The sequence below is a fragment of the Pseudomonas sp. JV449 genome (genome assembly GCF_032424295.1).
Lineage (GTDB): Bacteria > Pseudomonadota > Gammaproteobacteria > Pseudomonadales > Pseudomonadaceae > Aquipseudomonas > Aquipseudomonas marginalis.
In genome coordinates this window covers 1-17,355 of the sequence record NZ_VYKD01000014.1, presented here as the reverse complement: position 1 = coordinate 17,355, position 17,355 = coordinate 1, and the positions used below count along the sequence as shown (strand labels likewise).

12 protein-coding genes are annotated in these 17,355 nt (G+C 63.3%); 4 read left to right on the top strand and 8 right to left on the bottom strand.

Annotated elements, in window-relative coordinates; all coding sequences use genetic code 11:
• Positions 1–115: 115 nt before the first annotated feature.
• Together F6S08_RS12740 and F6S08_RS12735 are read left to right on the top strand one after the other, a co-directional pair.
• Positions 116–1,285, top strand: coding sequence for an acyl-CoA dehydrogenase family protein (locus tag F6S08_RS12740; protein ID WP_065948161.1), 1,170 nt, complete (start codon positions 116–118; stop codon positions 1,283–1,285).
• The gene (locus F6S08_RS12735; RefSeq protein WP_065948160.1) at positions 1,282–2,226 is read left to right on the top strand and encodes a D-isomer specific 2-hydroxyacid dehydrogenase family protein; all 945 of its coding nucleotides are present in this window, start codon (positions 1,282–1,284) and stop codon (positions 2,224–2,226) included. Before F6S08_RS12740 ends, F6S08_RS12735 begins: the two co-directional genes overlap by 4 nt.
• Before the next feature lie 730 nt (positions 2,227–2,956).
• Here the strand turns inward: F6S08_RS12735 and moaA are convergent.
• Genes moaA through F6S08_RS12695 form a run of 8 tightly spaced genes read right to left on the bottom strand, consistent with a single transcriptional unit; the run spans position 2,957 to position 14,329 of the window.
• Positions 2,957–3,943: a GTP 3',8-cyclase MoaA gene (gene moaA, locus F6S08_RS12730; RefSeq protein ID WP_315871673.1), complete on the bottom strand. Its 987-nt coding sequence runs from the start codon at positions 3,941–3,943 to the stop codon at positions 2,957–2,959.
• Position 3,944: 1 nt separating this feature from the next.
• Complete coding sequence (locus tag F6S08_RS12725; RefSeq protein ID WP_315871672.1) at positions 3,945–4,859, bottom strand: peptidylprolyl isomerase; 915 nt, start codon at positions 4,857–4,859, stop codon at positions 3,945–3,947.
• A 10-nt stretch (positions 4,860–4,869) separates the two neighbouring features.
• Complete coding sequence (narI, locus tag F6S08_RS12720; RefSeq protein ID WP_065948144.1) at positions 4,870–5,550, bottom strand: respiratory nitrate reductase subunit gamma; 681 nt, start codon at positions 5,548–5,550, stop codon at positions 4,870–4,872.
• Entirely contained in the window at positions 5,543–6,298 is a 756-nt protein-coding gene (narJ, locus tag F6S08_RS12715) for a nitrate reductase molybdenum cofactor assembly chaperone (protein WP_065948143.1), read from the bottom strand. The genes narI and narJ overlap by 8 nt, the downstream gene beginning before the upstream one ends.
• Positions 6,299–6,301: 3 nt before the next feature.
• Positions 6,302–7,840 carry a nitrate reductase subunit beta gene (gene narH / locus F6S08_RS12710; RefSeq protein WP_027607174.1) on the bottom strand — a complete coding sequence of 513 codons (1,539 nt, stop codon included), beginning with the start codon at positions 7,838–7,840 and terminating at the stop codon, positions 6,302–6,304.
• A gap of 1 nt (position 7,841) precedes the next feature.
• Complete coding sequence (locus F6S08_RS12705) at positions 7,842–11,615, bottom strand: nitrate reductase subunit alpha (RefSeq protein WP_074847054.1); 3,774 nt, start codon at positions 11,613–11,615, stop codon at positions 7,842–7,844.
• A 57-nt stretch (positions 11,616–11,672) separates the two neighbouring features.
• Entirely contained in the window at positions 11,673–13,070 is a 1,398-nt protein-coding gene (locus F6S08_RS12700) for a NarK family nitrate/nitrite MFS transporter (protein WP_315871671.1), read from the bottom strand.
• Positions 13,071–13,072: 2 nt separating this feature from the next.
• Complete coding sequence (locus F6S08_RS12695; RefSeq protein WP_141690804.1) at positions 13,073–14,329, bottom strand: MFS transporter; 1,257 nt, start codon at positions 14,327–14,329, stop codon at positions 13,073–13,075.
• Positions 14,330–14,639: 310 nt separating this feature from the next.
• On the opposite strand from F6S08_RS12695, the gene F6S08_RS12690 reads away from it, so the two are divergent.
• Positions 14,640–16,442 (top strand): HAMP domain-containing protein, encoded by a 1,803-nt coding sequence (locus F6S08_RS12690; RefSeq protein WP_315871670.1) that lies wholly within the window; start codon positions 14,640–14,642, stop codon positions 16,440–16,442.
• Positions 16,439–17,086: a two-component system response regulator NarL gene (narL, locus tag F6S08_RS12685; RefSeq protein WP_315871669.1), complete on the top strand. Its 648-nt coding sequence runs from the start codon at positions 16,439–16,441 to the stop codon at positions 17,084–17,086. Before F6S08_RS12690 ends, narL begins: the two co-directional genes overlap by 4 nt.
• Positions 17,087–17,355 lie beyond the last annotated feature (269 nt).

Here is a 17,355-nt window from a genome sequence, read left to right as displayed (position 1 = left end):
GAGCGAGCTTGCTCGCGAAGATCGTTAACGATAACGCGGGACATCTGACTCCCCTCGGCGCTCTCCGGTTTTTCGCGAGCAAGCTCGCTCCTACAAAATTACGGGTGATCACCCCATGACCCAACCGTCTCTACGCTCCGTGGAAGTCGCCAACTTCGACGCCCTGCTCGAACGCCTCAGCACCGAACTGGCCGGCACCGCGCACCTGTATGACGAGAGCGGCGCCTTCCCCCATGCCAACTTCCAGCGGCTGCATGACCACGGCCTGGTCGCCCTCACCGTGCCCAAAGCCCTCGGTGGCGGCGGTGCCAGCCTGCCGCAGGCGCGCAAGGCGATCAGTGCAATTGCCAAGGGCGAACCGTCCACCGCACTGATCCTGGTGATGCAATACCTGCAACATACCCGCCTGCAAGACAGCAAGACCTGGCCGCCCCATCTGCGTACACAAGTGGCCGAGGACGCGGTGCGCAACGGCGCATTGATCAACGCCCTGCGCGTCGAACCCGACCTCGGCACCCCGGCCCGTGGCGGGCTGCCGGCGACCACCGCCGTGCGCACTGCCGAGGGTTGGCGCATCAGCGGGCGCAAGATCTACTCCACCGGCAGCCATGGCCTGAGCTGGTTCAGCGTATGGGCGCGCAGCGATGACACCGACCCGCTGGTGGGCGCCTGGCTGGTGCCCAAGGACAGCCCCGGCGTGAGCATCATCGACACCTGGGACCACCTCGGCATGCGCGCCACCTGCAGCCATGAAGTGCTGCTCGACAACGTACTGGTGCCGCTGGACCACGCCGTCAGCGTCAGCCCCTGGAGCGCGCCGCAACCGGAACTGGATGCCGACGGCTTCCTGTGGATGTCAGTGTTGCTGTCCTCGGTGTATGACGCCGTGGCCCAGGCCGCGCGGGACTGGCTGGTGAACTGGCTGGAAGAACGCACGCCGTCCAACCTCGGTGCGGCGTTGTCGACATTGCCGCGTTTCCAGGAAACCGTCGGGCATATCGACACGCTGCTGTTCGCCAACCGCAGCCTGCTCGACGCCGCCGCCGACGGCCACACCCCGGCCGCCAACGCCGCGCAGTTGAAGTACCTGGTCACCCACAACGCCATCCGCGCGGTGGAGCTGGCCATCGAGGCCTCCGGCAACCCCGGTCTGTCACGCCATAGCCCGCTGCAACGCCACTACCGCGATGTGCTGTGCAGTCGCGTGCATACCCCGCAGAACGATGCGGTGCTGCAAGGTGTCGGTAAAGCCGTGTTCGCCCAACGCCAGAAGGAACGCACATGACTCAGGTGATTATTGCCAGCCAGTTGGACGAAGACTACAACGAGGTGATCCGCGCACGCCTCACTGCGATCCACCCCGGAGCCCAGGTGATCGGCGTGCCGGCGGGCGTGCCGAGCGACCTGCCGCCCCAGGCGAATATCCTGCTGCTGCGCCCGATCAACGTGCGCGGCTACACCGCCCCGGACACCCCGCCACCGGGCTGGCCCTACGGCGCGCAATGGGTGCATTTGGTCTCATCGGGCATCGACTTCTACCCGCAATGGCTGTTCAACGGCCCGCCGGTGACCACCTCCCGGGGCAGCGCCGCCGACAACCTCGCCGAGTTCGCCCTGGCGGCGATCTTTGCCGCGGCCAAGCATTTACCGGACATCTGGGTGAAGGACTCGCAATGGAATTTCACCGCCCTGCGCCCACTCAAGGGCATCACCCTGGGCATCCTCGGCTTTGGTGCGATTGGTGAAAGCCTGGCGCAAAAAGCCCTGGGCCTGGGCATCAACGTTGTGGCCCTGCGTCAGAGCCAGGCACCGTTCGGCGCAGGAGTGCAGGCCGCCAACGACATCCACGACCTGTTCGCCCGCGCCGACCATCTGGTAGTGGCCGCGCCACTGACCGACGCCACGCGGCATATCATCAACCGCGATGTGCTGGGCAGCGCCAAGCCGGGACTGCACCTGATCAACATCGCGCGCGGCGGCTTGCTCGATCAGGAGGCGTTGCTGGAGGCGCTGGATAACGGCCGGATCGGCCTGGCATCGCTTGACGTGACCGAGCCGGAGCCCTTGCCGGATGGGCACCCGCTGTACAGCCACCCACGGGTGCGGTTGTCGCCGCATACGTCGGCGATTTCGACCAATAGCCGCAACGAGATTGCCGATACGTTTTTGGCGAATCTGGAGCGCTACGTTTCAGGGATCGCACTGGCGAATCTGGCTAACGCCTGATGCCGTTCAAAAATGTGGGAGGGGCGGTGCGACGATTCGACTTGCTCCCGATTGCAGTGGGTCAGTACCAAATCCACCAACTGACACTCCCTCATCGGGGCATAGGTATCTGCACAACTCTTAAAGGCTGACACATAACTCTGTGGTGAGCGGGCTTGTCGAATCGTCGCACCGCCCGCGCTGGGCTGCGAAGCGGCCCCAATAAGGTCACCGCAGAGTGCCAGAATCAATCGAGGTGAAGGTTTTGGGGCTGCTTCGCAACCCAGCGCGGGGCAAGCCCGCTCACCACAGAAGCCTAATTGCCATAGATTCCGTATTCACTGGAAGTTGTGTAGATACCCATGCTCATCGGGGGCAAGCCCCCTCCCACATTTTTAACCCAGTACACCAGACCCAACTCCGGTCGGCTCTAAGGCCGCCGCGCTTTGGCTCTTGATCTCAAATCGCCCCGTCAAACACGCTGGCCGAACGCAGGCTTTGGAGCGTGGGTAACCCGGCAGGACGCCGGGTTAGCCGCACTGGGCCATGGATGGCCCATTGCGGCGGCCCACGCTCCAAAGCCGGAGTGAGGGCACACCGAGCCTAAGCGAGGTGCCGAGTGTTGGGGCGAAGCGTTTTTGGTTACTTTTGGCGCTCTTCCAAAAGTGACCCGCTGTAAGAGCGGAACCCTAAGCCGCCGTTACCGAAGAAACGGATATGTACTCAGTACCACACCACCCCACACCTCCCCTCACCCCCCACTCATATTCATAAACCGCACCACCTGCACCTCCCCCGCCCCACTGAAATCATGCCGCAACGGCTTGCCCTTCAACCCCCTGTGCAACGCCTCGACCAACGGCCCATCCTCCAACGGATAGCGCCGTAACAACGCGCGAAAATCCAGCGCATCCTCCTGCCCCAGGCACAACAGCAACTGCCCTTCCACCGTCATCCGTACCCGATTACAACTGCCACAGAAATTATGGGAATTAGGCGAAATAAACCCCACCCGCGTCCCAGGATGCCCGGCCAGCCGCACATACCGCGCCGGCCCGCCGCTGTTCTCGGTGCTATCGATCAATCCAAATTCACGGGCAATCACCGCGCGCACTTCGTCGCTGGAGCAGAACGTCTCCCCCCGCGATCGCCCCACGTCCCCCAGGGGCATTTCCTCGATAAAACTGATGTCGATCCCCTGGTCGATGGCGTACCGCACCAACGCCGGGACCTCGTCGAAGTTGCGCCCCTTCATTACCACGCAGTTGAGCTTGACCCGCTCGAACCCCGCATCCCGCGCGGCCTCGATACCGTCCAGCACCTGGCGCAGATCACCGTTGCGGGTAATCCCGCGAAAGCGTTGCGCATCCAGGCTGTCGAGGCTGATGTTCATGCGCTTGACCCCCGCCTCCACCAATGGCCGCGCCAGTCGCGCCAACTGCGAGCCATTGCTGGTCATCACCAGTTCACGCAAGCCCGGCAGTGCCGCGATGTTGCGGCACAGCCCGACAATGCCCGGGCGAATCAGCGGTTCGCCCCCGGTGAGGCGGATCTTGCGCACGCCCTGCCCCACGAACAGCGCGGCCAGGCGTTGCAGTTCTTCCAGGGTCAACACCTGCTGGCGCGGCAGGAATGTCATGTTTTTCGCCATGCAGTACACACAACGAAAATCGCAACGGTCGGTCACCGACAAGCGCAGGTAATCGATCGAACGGCCCACCCCATCCACCAGGCTCATGTCACTGCACCAACGGTGAGTCGGCACCCTGCAGCGCGATGCCGAGGATGTCCGCTGCGCCGATCAGGGTTTGCAGGTACTGCACCAATGCCTTCTGCCACACCCCTTGCTGCAATTGGGTGCGAATCGCGACCGCGACCGCTTCATAAGGCAGCGGCTGGCCTTCGATACGCTGGTCGACGCTGATTACGTGCCAGCCATAACGGCTCTCCAGCGGCTTGGCGGCCAGGCCTGGGGCCAGGGTGAACAGCTGGCGCTCCAGCTCGGGCACGGTCTGGCCCTTACTCACCTGGCCCAACGAACCGCCCTGGGCCTTGGACGGGCAGGCCGAGTACTTGAGCGCCAGTTCGGCAAACTGGCCCGGATGTTCTTCCAGGCTCAGCAGCAGGACTTCAGCCTGGGTGTGCGCCAGGTGGCGCGCCTCGGCGTCGTCCGGCGCGCACTCGAGCAGGATGTGCCGCACCGCCAGCAACGGCGCGCTGTGAAAGCGCCCACGGTTGTTCTCGAAGTAGCGCACGCAGGTGGCTTCGTCGCAGTCGGGCACCGTCACCTCGCGCTCCAGCAGCAAACGCGTGGCGGCTTCTTCTTCGTTCTCTCCGGCGGCGATTTCCACCGCCAGGCCCAGCTCGGCGATCCGCTGTTGCAACAGCTCGCGGATCACCAGCGCGCGGGCGGCCAGGTACATCGCCTCCTCGCGGCTGGCGGCCGGGTGGTATTGCAACTCCAGGGCCATGGCCTCGGGCGTGACCGCCACGCCGTTGACGCTGATGATCGGCCATTCCTGTTCACTGCTGGCGATTAACTCCGGCGCCTTGATTTCCTCGAAAGAAGCCTGGGCCATCACCGGTTCCTTGGCCGACGAGCCGCAACCACCGCTGCCGCCGTTACCGCCACCACATCCGCATCCTGTAGTCATGACGTTCTCCTCAATACTTCTGCCGCACGATTTGATAACGACGCCCCAGGTACCAGATCGGCGCGCTGACCATGTGCACCAGGCGGGTAAACGGGAACAGCACAAACAGGGTCAAGCCCAGCGCCACGTGGGCCTTGTAGATCAGCGACACCGGCGCAATCGACTCGGCCGCTTCCACCGGCCGCAACAGCACCACGTTCTGCGCCCAGTCGGCGAGCATCACCATCACCGAGCCGTCCATATGCCCGGTGGAGGCGACGATGGTCAGCAGGCCCAGCAGCAACTGCGCGAGCAGCACCAACAGGATCAGGATGTCCGACGGGCTCGAGGTCGCCCGCACGCGCGGATCGCCCAGGCGACGCTTGACCAGCATCAGCAAGCCCACCAGGCACAGCAGGCCGAAAAAGCCACCGGAGACCATCGCCAGCAACTGCTTGTTCTCAGTGCTGATCACATGGTGGTAGACCGACGCCGGGGTCAGCAGGCCGACAAAATGCCCGGCCAGCACGAACAGCACGCCGATGTGGAAAAAGTTGCTCGCCACGCGCATGCCCCGGTTGTTGAGCATCTGGCTGGAACCGGCCTTCCAGGTGTACTGCGACAGGTCGAACCGCGCCCAACTGCCCAACAGGCAGATCGCCAGGGCCACATAGGGGTACACCCCGAATACCAGCAAATTCCACTTAGACATTACCCACCTCCCCGGCGGGCGCTGCGGCCCGGCCTTCTTGCTGAAAATCCACCCAATGCAACGGCACCGCGCTTTCTTCGCGGGCCTTGCCGGGGGCGCTTGGCATCGAGCCGCAGCGGTCCTGTTGCTCAGCCTGCATAAAGTCCACCGCCTCCTCTTCCCAGATTTTGTCCAGGGCTTCGAGGGAGTCGTCCCGCGGTTCGGCGGCGACCTGGGCGCGCAGTTCGGCCACGGCCTGGTGCGGCTCGGCGCCGGCAATCTGCAACAGCGCACGGAAGCAACTGGCATAGCCGCTCTCACGCTCGTCCAGACGCGCAGCGAGCAAGGCCAACAGGTGCGCCACATCCGCCAGGCCCTCGCGGGCCTCGATGTCTTCGCGGGTGGACAGGAACTCCAGGTACAGCGGGATATAATCCGGCAGCTCCTTGACGCCAATGGCAAACCCGGCTTCTTCGTACTGGGCCATCATGTCGACCATGGCCTGGCCACGGTCGCGGGACTCGCCGTGCACGTGTTCGAACAACAACAGCGACAGCGAACGGCCCCGGCCAAACAGCGCGCCGTAGTGTTCCTGGCCGTCCATCAGGTCATTGGCGCAGATCAGTTCCAGCAGCTCGAACAACGCACCGCGCTGCTTGGGGCTGATTTCCCGGGATTCGAGAATCGCCTGCTCCAGTTCATCGCGACCGTTCACCAAGGTTTCAGTGGGGTAGTCCAGCAGCAACGAAATCACTTTAAGAATGCGCATGGCTCAGTCCTCCCAGATCTGGACGGTTTTCAGCACGTCACGGCGGTTGGCTTTCTTGGCGCCGAACATGTTGGTGTCGGAGCTGCCGCTGCAACCGCTGCCGAAGCTGAAACCACAGCCGGAGCGTTCGGCGAACGCGTCGCTCATGGCGTCTTCACGGTGGGCGCTCGGTACCACGAAGCGGTCTTCGTAGTTGGCGATGGCCAGGTAGCGGTACATCTCTTCCACCTGCTCCACGCTCAGGCCGACGTCTTCGAGCACTTGCAGGTCCTGTACGCCATCGACTTGCTGGGAGCGTTTGTAGGCGCGCATCGCCAACAAGCGCTTGAGTGCACGCTTGACCGGTTTTTCATCGCCGGCGGTGAGCATGTTCGCCAGGTAGCGCAGCGGAATACGCAGGCTGTCCACATCCGGGATCACCCCGTTCATGCCCACGGTGCCGGCCGCGGCGGCGTTCTGGATCGGTGACAGCGGCGGCACGTACCAGACCATCGGCAAGGTGCGGTATTCCGGGTGCAGCGGCAGTGCCAACTTCCAGTCGACGGCCATTTTGTACACCGGCGAACGCTGGGCCGAGTCGATCACCGACTGCGGCACGCCATCGGCCAGGGCCTGACGAATCACCGCCGGGTCATTCGGGTCGAGGAAAATTTCCAGTTGCTTCTCGTACAGGTCCTGCTCGTTGGCGGTGCTGGCCACTTCGCTGATGCGGTCGGCGTCGTACAGCAGCACACCGAGGTAGCGAATCCGACCCACGCAGGTTTCGGCGCACACGGTCGGCATACCGGCTTCGATACGCGGGTAGCAGAAGATGCACTTCTCGGACTTGCCGCTCTTCCAGTTGAAGTAGATTTTCTTGTACGGGCAGCCGCTGATGCACATGCGCCAGCCCCGGCACTTCTCCTGGTCGATCAGCACGATGCCGTCTTCTTCACGCTTGTAGATCGCACCGCTCGGGCAGGATGCCGCACACGCCGGGTTGAGGCAGTGCTCGCACAGACGCGGCAGGTACATCATGAAGGTATTTTCGTACTCACCATAAATGTCGGCCTGGATCTGGTCGAAGTTCTTGTCCTTGCGGCGCTTGGCGAACTCGGTGCCGAGGATTTCCTCCCAGTTCGGGCCCCACTCGATCTTTTCCATGCGCTTGCCGGACACCAGCGAACGCGGGCGTGCGGTCGGCTGGTGCTCGCCCAATGGCGCGGTGTGCAAGTGCTGATAGTCGAAGTCGAACGGCTCGTAGTAGTCGTCCAGGCTCGGCAGGTCGGGGTTGGCGAAGATGTTCGCCAACACGCGGAACTTGCCACCGATGCGTGGGTTGATCGAGCCGTTGGCGTTGCGCACCCAGCCGCCCTTCCACTTGTCCTGGTTTTCCCACTCTTTGGGGTAGCCGATGCCGGGCTTGGACTCGACGTTGTTGAACCAGGCGTATTCCATGCCTTCACGGCTGGTCCACACGTTCTTGCAGGTGATCGAACAGGTGTGGCAGCCGATGCATTTGTCCAGGTTGAGGACCATGCCGATCTGTGAGCGAATTTTCATCTCAGTTCTCCTCGATGTCAGTCGGCAATGGGCGCGGCAAGTCATCGCCGCTGGAGCCATCGAGCCAGTCGACCTTGGCCATCTTGCGCACCACGACAAACTCATCGCGGTTGCAACCGACCGTGCCGTAGTAGTTGAAACCGTAGGCCTGCTGGGCATAGCCGCCGATCATGTGGGTCGGCTTGAGCACCACGCGGGTTACCGAATTGTGGTGGCCGCCACGGGTCTTGGTGGTTTCCGAACCCGGCACGTTCACGATGCGTTCCTGGGCGTGGTACATCATCACCATGCCTTCCTTGACGCGCTGGCTGACCACCGCACGGGCGGTCAATGCACCGTTGACGTTGAAGCATTCGATCCAGTCGTTGTCTTCGATGCCGGCACGCTTGGCGTCGATTTCCGAGAGCCACACGATCGGTCCGCCACGGCTCAGGGTGAGCATCAGCAGGTTGTCGCTGTAGGTGCTGTGGATGCCCCACTTCTGGTGCGGGGTGATCCAGTTCAGCACAATCTCGGTCTCGCCATTGCTGCGCTTGCCCTTCACGCCTTCGATGGTGCGGGTGTTGACCGGTGGCCGGTAGCTCATCAACTGCTCGCCGAACGCCTGCATCCACGGGTGATCCTGGTAGAACTGCTGGCGGCCGGTGATGGTGCGCCATGGGATGTTTTCATGCACGTTGGTGTAGCCGGCGTTGTAGCTCACGTGCTCGTCTTCCAGGCCTGACCAGGTCGGGCTGGAGATGATCTTGCGCGGCTGCGCCTGGATGTCGCGGAAGCGAATCGCTTCGTGGGCCTTGGAGATCGCCAGGTGGCTGTGGTCGATGCCGGTGAATTCCGACAGCGCGGCCCAGGCTTTCAAGGCGACCTTGCCGTTGGTTTCCGGGGCCAGGGACAGGATCACTTCGGCGGCGTCGATGGCCGTGTCGATTTTCGGCCGGCCGTGGCTGATGCCCGCCGCGCTTTCGTGATGGTTCAGCTCGCCGAGGAACTCGACTTCTTCATCGGTGTTCCAGTTGATGCCCTTGCCGCCGTTGCCGAGTTTTTCCAGCATCGGACCCAGGGACGAGAACTGCTTGTAGATGTTCGGGTAGTCCCGCTCCACCACTGCCATGTTCGGCGCGTTCTTGCCCGGAACCGGCGCCACACCGGCGCTTTTCCAGTCGGTGCCGCCAAACGGCTGGGCCAGTTCGCCGACGCTGTCGTGCATCAACGGGACGGTGACCAGGTCTTGCTCCACGCCCAGGTGGCCGACCGACATGGCCGAGAACGCCTTGGCGATGCCCTTGTAGATTTCCCAGTCGGAGCGCGACTCCCACGCCGGGTCGATGGCCGCCGACAACGGGTGAATGAACGGGTGCATGTCCGAGGTGTTCATGTCGTCTTTTTCGTACCAGGTGGCGGTCGGCAAGACGATGTCGGAATACACGCAGGTGGAGGACATGCGGAAGTCCAGGGTGGTCACCAGGTCGAGCTTGCCGATGGCGCCGTCCTCGACCCATTCGGCCTCGGTGGGCTTGCATTCGGTACTGTGGCCGATGTCTTCGTTCATCACGCCGTTCTTGGTGCCCAACAGGTACTTGAGCATGTACTCATGGCCCTTGCCCGAGGAACCGAGCAGGTTGGAGCGCCAGATAAACATGTTGCGCGGGAAGTTCACCGGGCTGTCCGGCTGTTCGCAGGCGAAGCGCAGGCTGCCGTCCTGCCAGGACTTGACCACGTAGTCTTTCGGCGTCATGCCGGCGGCGGCCGCATCACGGCAGATGTGCAGCGGGTTGGTGTTGAGCTGTGGCGCACTCGGCAACCAGCCGGCGCGTTCGGCGCGGATGTTGTAGTCCAGGGCGTGTTCCGGGAACTGCGATTTGTCGGCCAGCGGCGAGAGCACGTCATGCATGCTCATCTTCTCGTGGCGCCATTGCGAGCTGTGCCCGTAAAAGAAGCTGGTGCCGTTCATCTGGCGTGGCGGGCGGTTCCAGTCGAGGCCAAAGGCCAGGGGCAGCCAGCCGCATTGCGGGCGCAGTTTTTCCTGGCCGACGTAGTGGGCCCAGCCGCCGCCGGTCTGGCCGACGCAACCGCAGAGCATGAGCATATTGATCAGCCCGCGGTAGTTCATGTCCATGTGGTACCAGTGGTTCATCGCCGCGCCGACGATGATCATCGAACGGCCCTTGGTCTTGTCGGCGTTGTCGGCGAACTCACGGGCGATCTGGATGGCTTTCTCGCGGCTGACGCCGGTGATCGCTTCCTGCCACGCCGGGGTGCCCGGCACGCTGGCGTCGTCGTAGTCCTTGGCCACGTTCTGGCCGCCCAGGCCACGGTCGATGGCCAGGTTGGCGGCGGACAAGTCGAACACCGTCGCCACTTTGGCCACGCTGCCGTCGGCCAGGGTCACGCTGTGCACCGGCACGCGGCGGAACTGCACGGCATCGCCAGCCACGTGCTGGAAGTGCTCGTGGGCTTCGCCGGCAAAATACGGGAAGGCCACTTCGGCGACGTCGTCACCGATAAGGCTGAGCTTGAGGTCGATGGGGCGGCCTTCACCGCCCTCCTTCGCGAGGATGTTCCACTTGCCCTTCTCGCCCCAGCGGTAGCCGATGGAGCCTTGTGGCGAGACCAACTCACCGCTCTCGTCGAGGGCAATGGTTTTCCATTCCGGGTTGTTGTCCTGGCCGAGGTTGCCGGTGAGGTCCGAGGCGCGCAGGAAGCGGTCAGGCTGGAAGCCGGCGCCAGGGGCGAACCCGGTCATCGGCTTGAGCATCACCAGTACCGGCAAGTCGGTAAAGCGCTTGGCGTAGTCGGTGAAGTAGGCGCTCGGTTTATCCAGGTGAAATTCCTTGAAGATCACATGGTTGAAGGCCTGGGCCAACGCGGCGTCGGTGCCCTGCTTGGGGTTGAGCCACAGGTCGGTGAGCTTGGCTACTTCCGAGTAGTCGGGGGTGATGGCCACGGTCTTGGTGCCCTTGTAGCGCACCTCGGTGAAGAAGTGTGCGTCCGGGGTACGGGTCTGCGGGACGTTGGAACCCCAGGCGATGATGTAGTTGGAGTTGTACCAGTCGGCCGATTCCGGCACGTCGGTCTGCTCGCCCCACACCATCGGCGAGGCCGGTGGCAGGTCGCAGTACCAATCGTAGAAGCTCAGGCACACGCCGCCGATCAGCGACAGGTAACGCGAACCCGCCGCGTAGCTGACCATGGACATGGCCGGGATCGGCGAGAAGCCGACGATGCGGTCCGGGCCGTATTGCTTGATGGTGTAGACGTTGGAGGCGGCGATGATCTCGTTGACCTCTTCCCAGTTCGAGCGAATGAAACCGCCCATGCCGCGCTTGCTCTTGTACGAGTCGGCCTTGACCTTGTCCTCGACGATGCTCGCCCACGCCTCCACCGGCGACAGGGTCTGGCGCGCGTCACGCCACAGCTTGAGCAGCGGCTTGCGGATCTTCGGGTACTTGAGGCGGTTGGCGCTGTAGATGTACCAGCTGTAGCTGGCCCCCCGTGGGCAGCCGCGCGGCTCATGGTTGGGCAGGTCGTTGCGGGTGCGCGGGTAGTCGGTCTGCTGGGTTTCCCAGGTGATCAGGCCGTTCTTCACGTAGATCTTCCACGAGCACGAGCCGGTGCAGTTAACGCCGTGGGTGGAGCGCACGATCTTGTCGTACTGCCAGCGCGAGCGGTAGACGTTCTCCCAGTCGCGGGACTCCTTACGGGTCTCGCCGTGACCGTCGGAGAATTCGTTTTGCTTGCGGTTGAAGAACCGCAGTTGATCCAGTAAGTGACTCATGATGCTTTCCTCATCAGGCGTGCCGTGGGGTGCGTTGCCCCGCGAATTCGTGGTCGATCAGCAGGGTGTGGCGCAGCCTTTGCGGGCGTACCACCACCAGGTCACGACAATGCAGCTCAGGTAGAAACCGACAAACATGTAGAAGGCCATCGCCGGGCTGCCGGTGGCGGCCATGGACGTGCCGAAGGACTTGGGAATGAAGAACGCACCGAAGGCACCCATGGCCGAGCTGAAGCCCAGCACGGCGGCGGATTCCTTGCCGGCATCCTTGATCGCCTGCTCGCGCTCGGCGGCGGATTTACCGGCACTGGCCTTCTCGTGCTGGGTGCGGAAGATCACCGGGATCATGCGGAAGGTGGAGCCATTGCCGACGCCGGTGGTGATGAACAGCAGCATGAACATGCCGAGGAAACCGTAGAAGCTGCCGCCCTGCCCGTTCTGCGGCAAAAAGTGCAGCACGCCGAACACCATCACGATCATCAGCACGAAGTTCCACAAGGTCACCCGTGCGCCGCCCAGCTTGTCCGCCAGCCAGCCGCCCAGTGGGCGTACCAGGGCACCGACCAGCGGGCCGAGGAAGGCGAATTTCAGTGCCACCACATCGGGGAACGAGGTCTTGATCAGCAGCGGGAACGCCGCCGAAAAGCCGATGAATGAGCCGAAAGTCGCCAGGTACAACCAGCACATCAGCCAGTTGTGCTTGCGCTTGAAGATCACCGCCTGCTCGCTGAACGAAGCGCGGGCGCTGGACAGGTCATTCATGCCGAACCAGGCCGCCACGGTGACGGTGAGGATAAACGGCACCCAGATGAAACCGGCGTTCTGCAGCCAGAGTTGACTGCCATCCGCCAAGGTCTGCGGTTGACCGCCCACCAGGCCGAACACGCCGAACGTGATCACCAGCGGCACGCAGAACTGCATCACCGACACCCCCAGGTTGCCGAGGCCGGCGTTCAGGCCCAGGGCCGTGCCTTGCTGCGACTTGGGGTAGAAGAAGCTGATATTGGACATGCTCGAGGCGAAGTTGCCGCCGCCGAAACCGCACAGCAGCGCGATCAGTACAAACACGCTGTAGGGGGTGTTGGGGTCTTGCACCGCAAAGCCCATCCACAGCGACGGCAGCAGCAGCGACGCGGTGCTCAGGGCGGTCCAGCGGCGGCCGCCGAAGATCGGCACCATGAACGAGTAGAACACCCGCAAGGTGGCACCGGACAGGCCCGGCAACGCCGCCAGCCAGAACAGCTGGTCGGTGGTGAACGTAAAGCCGATGGCGTTCAGGCGCACGATCACCGTGCTCCACACCATCCACACGGCGAAGGCCAGCAACAGCGCGGGAATCGAGATCCACAGGTTGCGGGTCGCGGTCTTCTTGCCGCTGGCGCCCCAGAACGCCGGGTCTTCAGGGCGCCAGTCGTGGATCACCGGCCCCGAGCCGGGCTTTTGCGCGATGGACATGTTCATTCTCCTTGGAGAGGTTGGGCGGTTTTGCCCAACAGCGGTTGCTTGCGCATTTCGCTGAAGTACATCCAGGTCAGGGACACCCAGACCACGCCGTACATCAACATGAAGCAAGACGAGCGCACGCCGGTGAGGTCCACCAGGGCGCCAAACAGGATCGGCAGCACAAAGCCGCCCAGGCCACCGGCCAGGCCGACGATGCCGGACACCGCGCCCATGTTCTGTGGGTAGTCATTGGCGATGTACTTGAACACCGAGGCCTTGCCGAACGCGAAGGCGATGCCCATCACAAACAACAGCACGGTGAACAGGGTGGCGTTGAGGCCGATGTGGAAATCCAGGGGACCGTTGACGGTCTGCACCTGCAATTGGGTCTGCGGGTAGCTGAGCAGGAACAGGCAGATCCAGCTCACCCACAGCACCCACCAGGTCACGCTCTGGGCACCCCAGCGGTCGGACATCCAGCCGCCCACCGCACGCAGCACGCCGCCGGGCAGGGAGAAACACGCGGCCAGCAGCGCGGCGCTTTGCAGGCTGAAGCCGTATTCCTGCACGTAGTATTTGGTCATCCACAGCGCCAGGGCCACGTAGCCGCCGAACACAATCGAGTAGTACTGGCAGTAGCGCCACACGGCCGGGTCTTTCAGGCACAGCAACTGCTGGCGCAGGCTGGCGCCGCCGCCACTGCGGTGGGTCTTGTTCTCGCTGGTGAGGAACCAGAACAGCAGCGCGGTGATAAACAGGATCGCGCCGAACACCTTGGGCACCAGGTGCCAGGTGCCGAGGGCGATCAGCGCCGGGGCCAGAAACTTGGTGACGGCGGCGCCCGCGTTGCCGGCGCCGAACACGCCCATGGCAAAGCCCTGGTTCTCTTTGTCGAACCACTTGGCCACGTAGGCGATGCCCACCGAAAACGAACCGCCGGCCAGGCCGACGAACAGACCCAGCACCAGGAACTGCCAATAGGCGGTGGCGTAGGTGATCAGGTACAGCGGCAGCACGCAGGCGAGCATCAACAGGAAGAACACGATGCGCCCGCCGAAGCGGTCAGTCAGCAGGCCCAGGGGCAGGCGCACCAGGGAACCGGTCAACACCGGCGTGGCGGCCAACAGGCCGAACTGGGTTTCGTTGAGTTGCAACAGCTCTTTGATGGGCACGCCCAACACGGCGAACATCATCCACACCATAAAGCAGACGGTGAAGGCGAGTGTGCTCATGCCCAGCACCAGGCCTTGTCTCATACGGGGTTGAGTCACGGTATGCGCTCCAGAAAGTGATTCCATGGGCGCAGGTTAGGGGCGACACCCCCGTGGAACTTGACCCAGGTCAACGTCCGCCTGGGGGGTATGGGGCTATGCTGGCCCCACATACCTCTAAGGAGGTAGTCCTAACAACAAGAGAAAGTCTTTATTTATCAATGGATTGGTCTCTTGTGCCGGCGTTTTCCCGTGGGAGGGTTGGCCGGCAACTCTTTAGAGGTAGTGCGCCAGGGATTGCGGTTTTTCAGCCCTTTTCCCTTTGCAGGTGCCGCCATGCAGGCTCTCAACCCCCTTCGATCACGCCGCCATGTTTAACTGGCTGCGCAGCTCCCTGCCCGCTCGCGCCGGCCTGGCGGTAATCCTGATCGCCATTCTCGCCCTCGCCAGCTCCTTGAGCGCCGGCTTGATCGCCTGGTTCAGCCAGGGCGACGCGGCCGCCATCAACACCGCCGGCTCGGTGCGCATGGAGACCTACCACCTGAGCTGGAAACTCGCCGCCGGGGCCCCTGCCGACGAGATCGACGCCATCACCCACAGCCTGCAAGGGCGCCTCGACAGCCAATCGCTCAAGGCGGTGCTCGAAGACGGCCCGCGCAGCGCCCTGCTGCAGAGCTACCAACAGATCCAGCAGCGCTGGGACACCGATCTGCGCCCGGCGCTGGCACGCGGCGACGCGGTGCTGTTCCAGGCCAGCGCACCGGGGTTCGTCGAGCAACTGAACCAATTCGTCAGCCTCCTGCAACAACACAGCGAACAGAAACAGGGCTGGCAGCAAGGCATCCAGGGCCTGGCGCTGTTCAGCACGCTGATCATCCTGCTGATCGGCCTGTATGAACTGCAGTACGGCGTGGTCAACCCCCTGGAAGAACTGGTGCACGCGACCCGGCGCTTTCGTGATGGTGACTTCAAGACCCGGGTCAATCACCGCTCCGAGGATGAACTGGGGCAATTGGCCCTGAGCTTCAACGCCATGGCCGAGACCATTGAACACTCCCACCGCACCCTGGAGAGCCAGGTGCGGCAGAAAACCCTCAACCTGCAACAAGCCAACGCCGCCCTGGAGCTGCTTTACCAGAGCAGCCGCAGCCTGGCCACGCGCCTGGCGAACGCCGAGGGCCTGGATGAACTGATCCGGCGCTTCCAGAAACGCCTGCCGGGGTTGCGCCTGTCGCTGTGCCTGCAAGGGCACTTCCTCGCGCCGGCCCAGCAGATGCTCTCCCTGAATGGAGGGGATAGCCGCAACGTCTGCGCCATCGGTGATTGCGCAACGTGCCAAAAACAGAAAGTGGCGCTCCCCCAGGTATTCAGCATCAGCAACCAGGGCTCGGAACTGGGCGAACTCAAGGCCCACTTCGACGATGGCCATCCCCCCCAGGATTGGGAAAAACAACTGATCCAGGCCCTGGCCAACCTGATCGGCACCTCGCTGTCGCTCAAGCGCCAGCGTGAACAGGACCACCGCCTGCTGCTGCTCGACGAACGCACCATCATCGCCCGCGAACTGCACGATTCCCTGGCCCAGGCGCTGTCCTACATGAAGCTGCAGGTCAGCCGCATGCAAACCCTGATCCGCCGTGGCGAACCGGTGGAAACCCTGGCCACCGTCACCGCCGAACTGCGCGATGGCCTGAACAACGCCTACCGCCAACTGCGCGAATTGCTCACCACCTTCCGCCTGCAAATCCACGATGCCGGGCTGGTGCAGGAACTGCAGGAGACCGCCGAAGAGTTCTCGCGGCGTGGTGAGTTCCAGGTGCACCTGCATGTGGACGCCCTGGCCTTCCAACTGTCGGCCAGCGAACAGATCCACTTGTTGCAGGTCACCCGCGAGGCCCTGTCCAATTGCCTGCGCCATGCCCATGCGCAAAACGCCTGGCTGCAACTGCGCCAGGAAGGCGAGACCGTGAGCCTGAGCATCGAGGACGACGGCCGGGGCTTCTGCGGTGAGGTCGACACCCGCGAACACCACGGCCTGACCATCATGGACGAGCGCGCCCGCAGCCTGCATGGCCGCCTCGACATCAGCCCCCGCGAGCCCCAGGGCACCCGCGTGCAATTGCGTTTCCAACCGGAATTTCTCGGCCACTCCCTACAAGGCACCGCCTCATGAACACCCTCACCCGCCACCGTATCCTGCTGGTCGACGATCACCCGATGATGCGCCACGGCATGCGCCAGATGCTTGAACTGGAAGACGACCTGCAAGTGGTCGGCGAAGCCGGCAACGGCCAGGAAGCCCTGGACCAGATCGACGGGCTGCAACCGGACCTGGTCCTGCTGGACAACAACATGCCGCACATGAACGGCCTGGAAACCCTGCGCCGCCTGCGCGCCATGAACTATGCCGGCAAGGTGCTGCTGTTCACCGTGTCCGACGCCGAGGACGACATCCGTGATGCGCTGCGCCTGGATGCCAATGGCTATCTGCTCAAGGACATGGAGCCGGAGTTGTTGATCCAGTACATCCGTGACGCGTTGCATGGCGCATTGGTCATCAGCCCCGGCCTGACCCGCGTACTGGCCCAGGCCCTGCGCTCGCCGCAGCCCCATGGGGCAGTGGAATTGACCGAGCGCGAACGCCAGGTGCTGAGGACGATTGCCAGTGGGCACAGCAACAAGGTGATCGGGCATAAGCTGGGGATTACCGAGGGCACGGTGAAGGTGCATGTGAAGAATTTGCTGCATAAGCTGGGGTTGCGGTCGCGGGTGGAAGCGGCGGTTTGGGCGATGGAGCATTTGCGGCAGGCGGGGTGAGGCTGTTTAACGCTGAACGCGCGGCAGATAGGGCTGTTGTGGTGAGCGGGCTTGTCCCGCGCTGGGCTGCGTAGCAGCCCAAGTCCAGAAGAATGCGGTGTATCAGACACTCTGTAGACACTGGTTTTGGGGCTGCTACGCAGCCCAACGCGGGACAAGCCCGCTCACCACAGTGCCCTATCTGCCGGGCGTTCAGCGTTGAGCCAAAGTTGTGTCGATACCCATGGCCATCGGGGTGTAGCCCCCTCCCACTTTTTTGGTGTATTTCA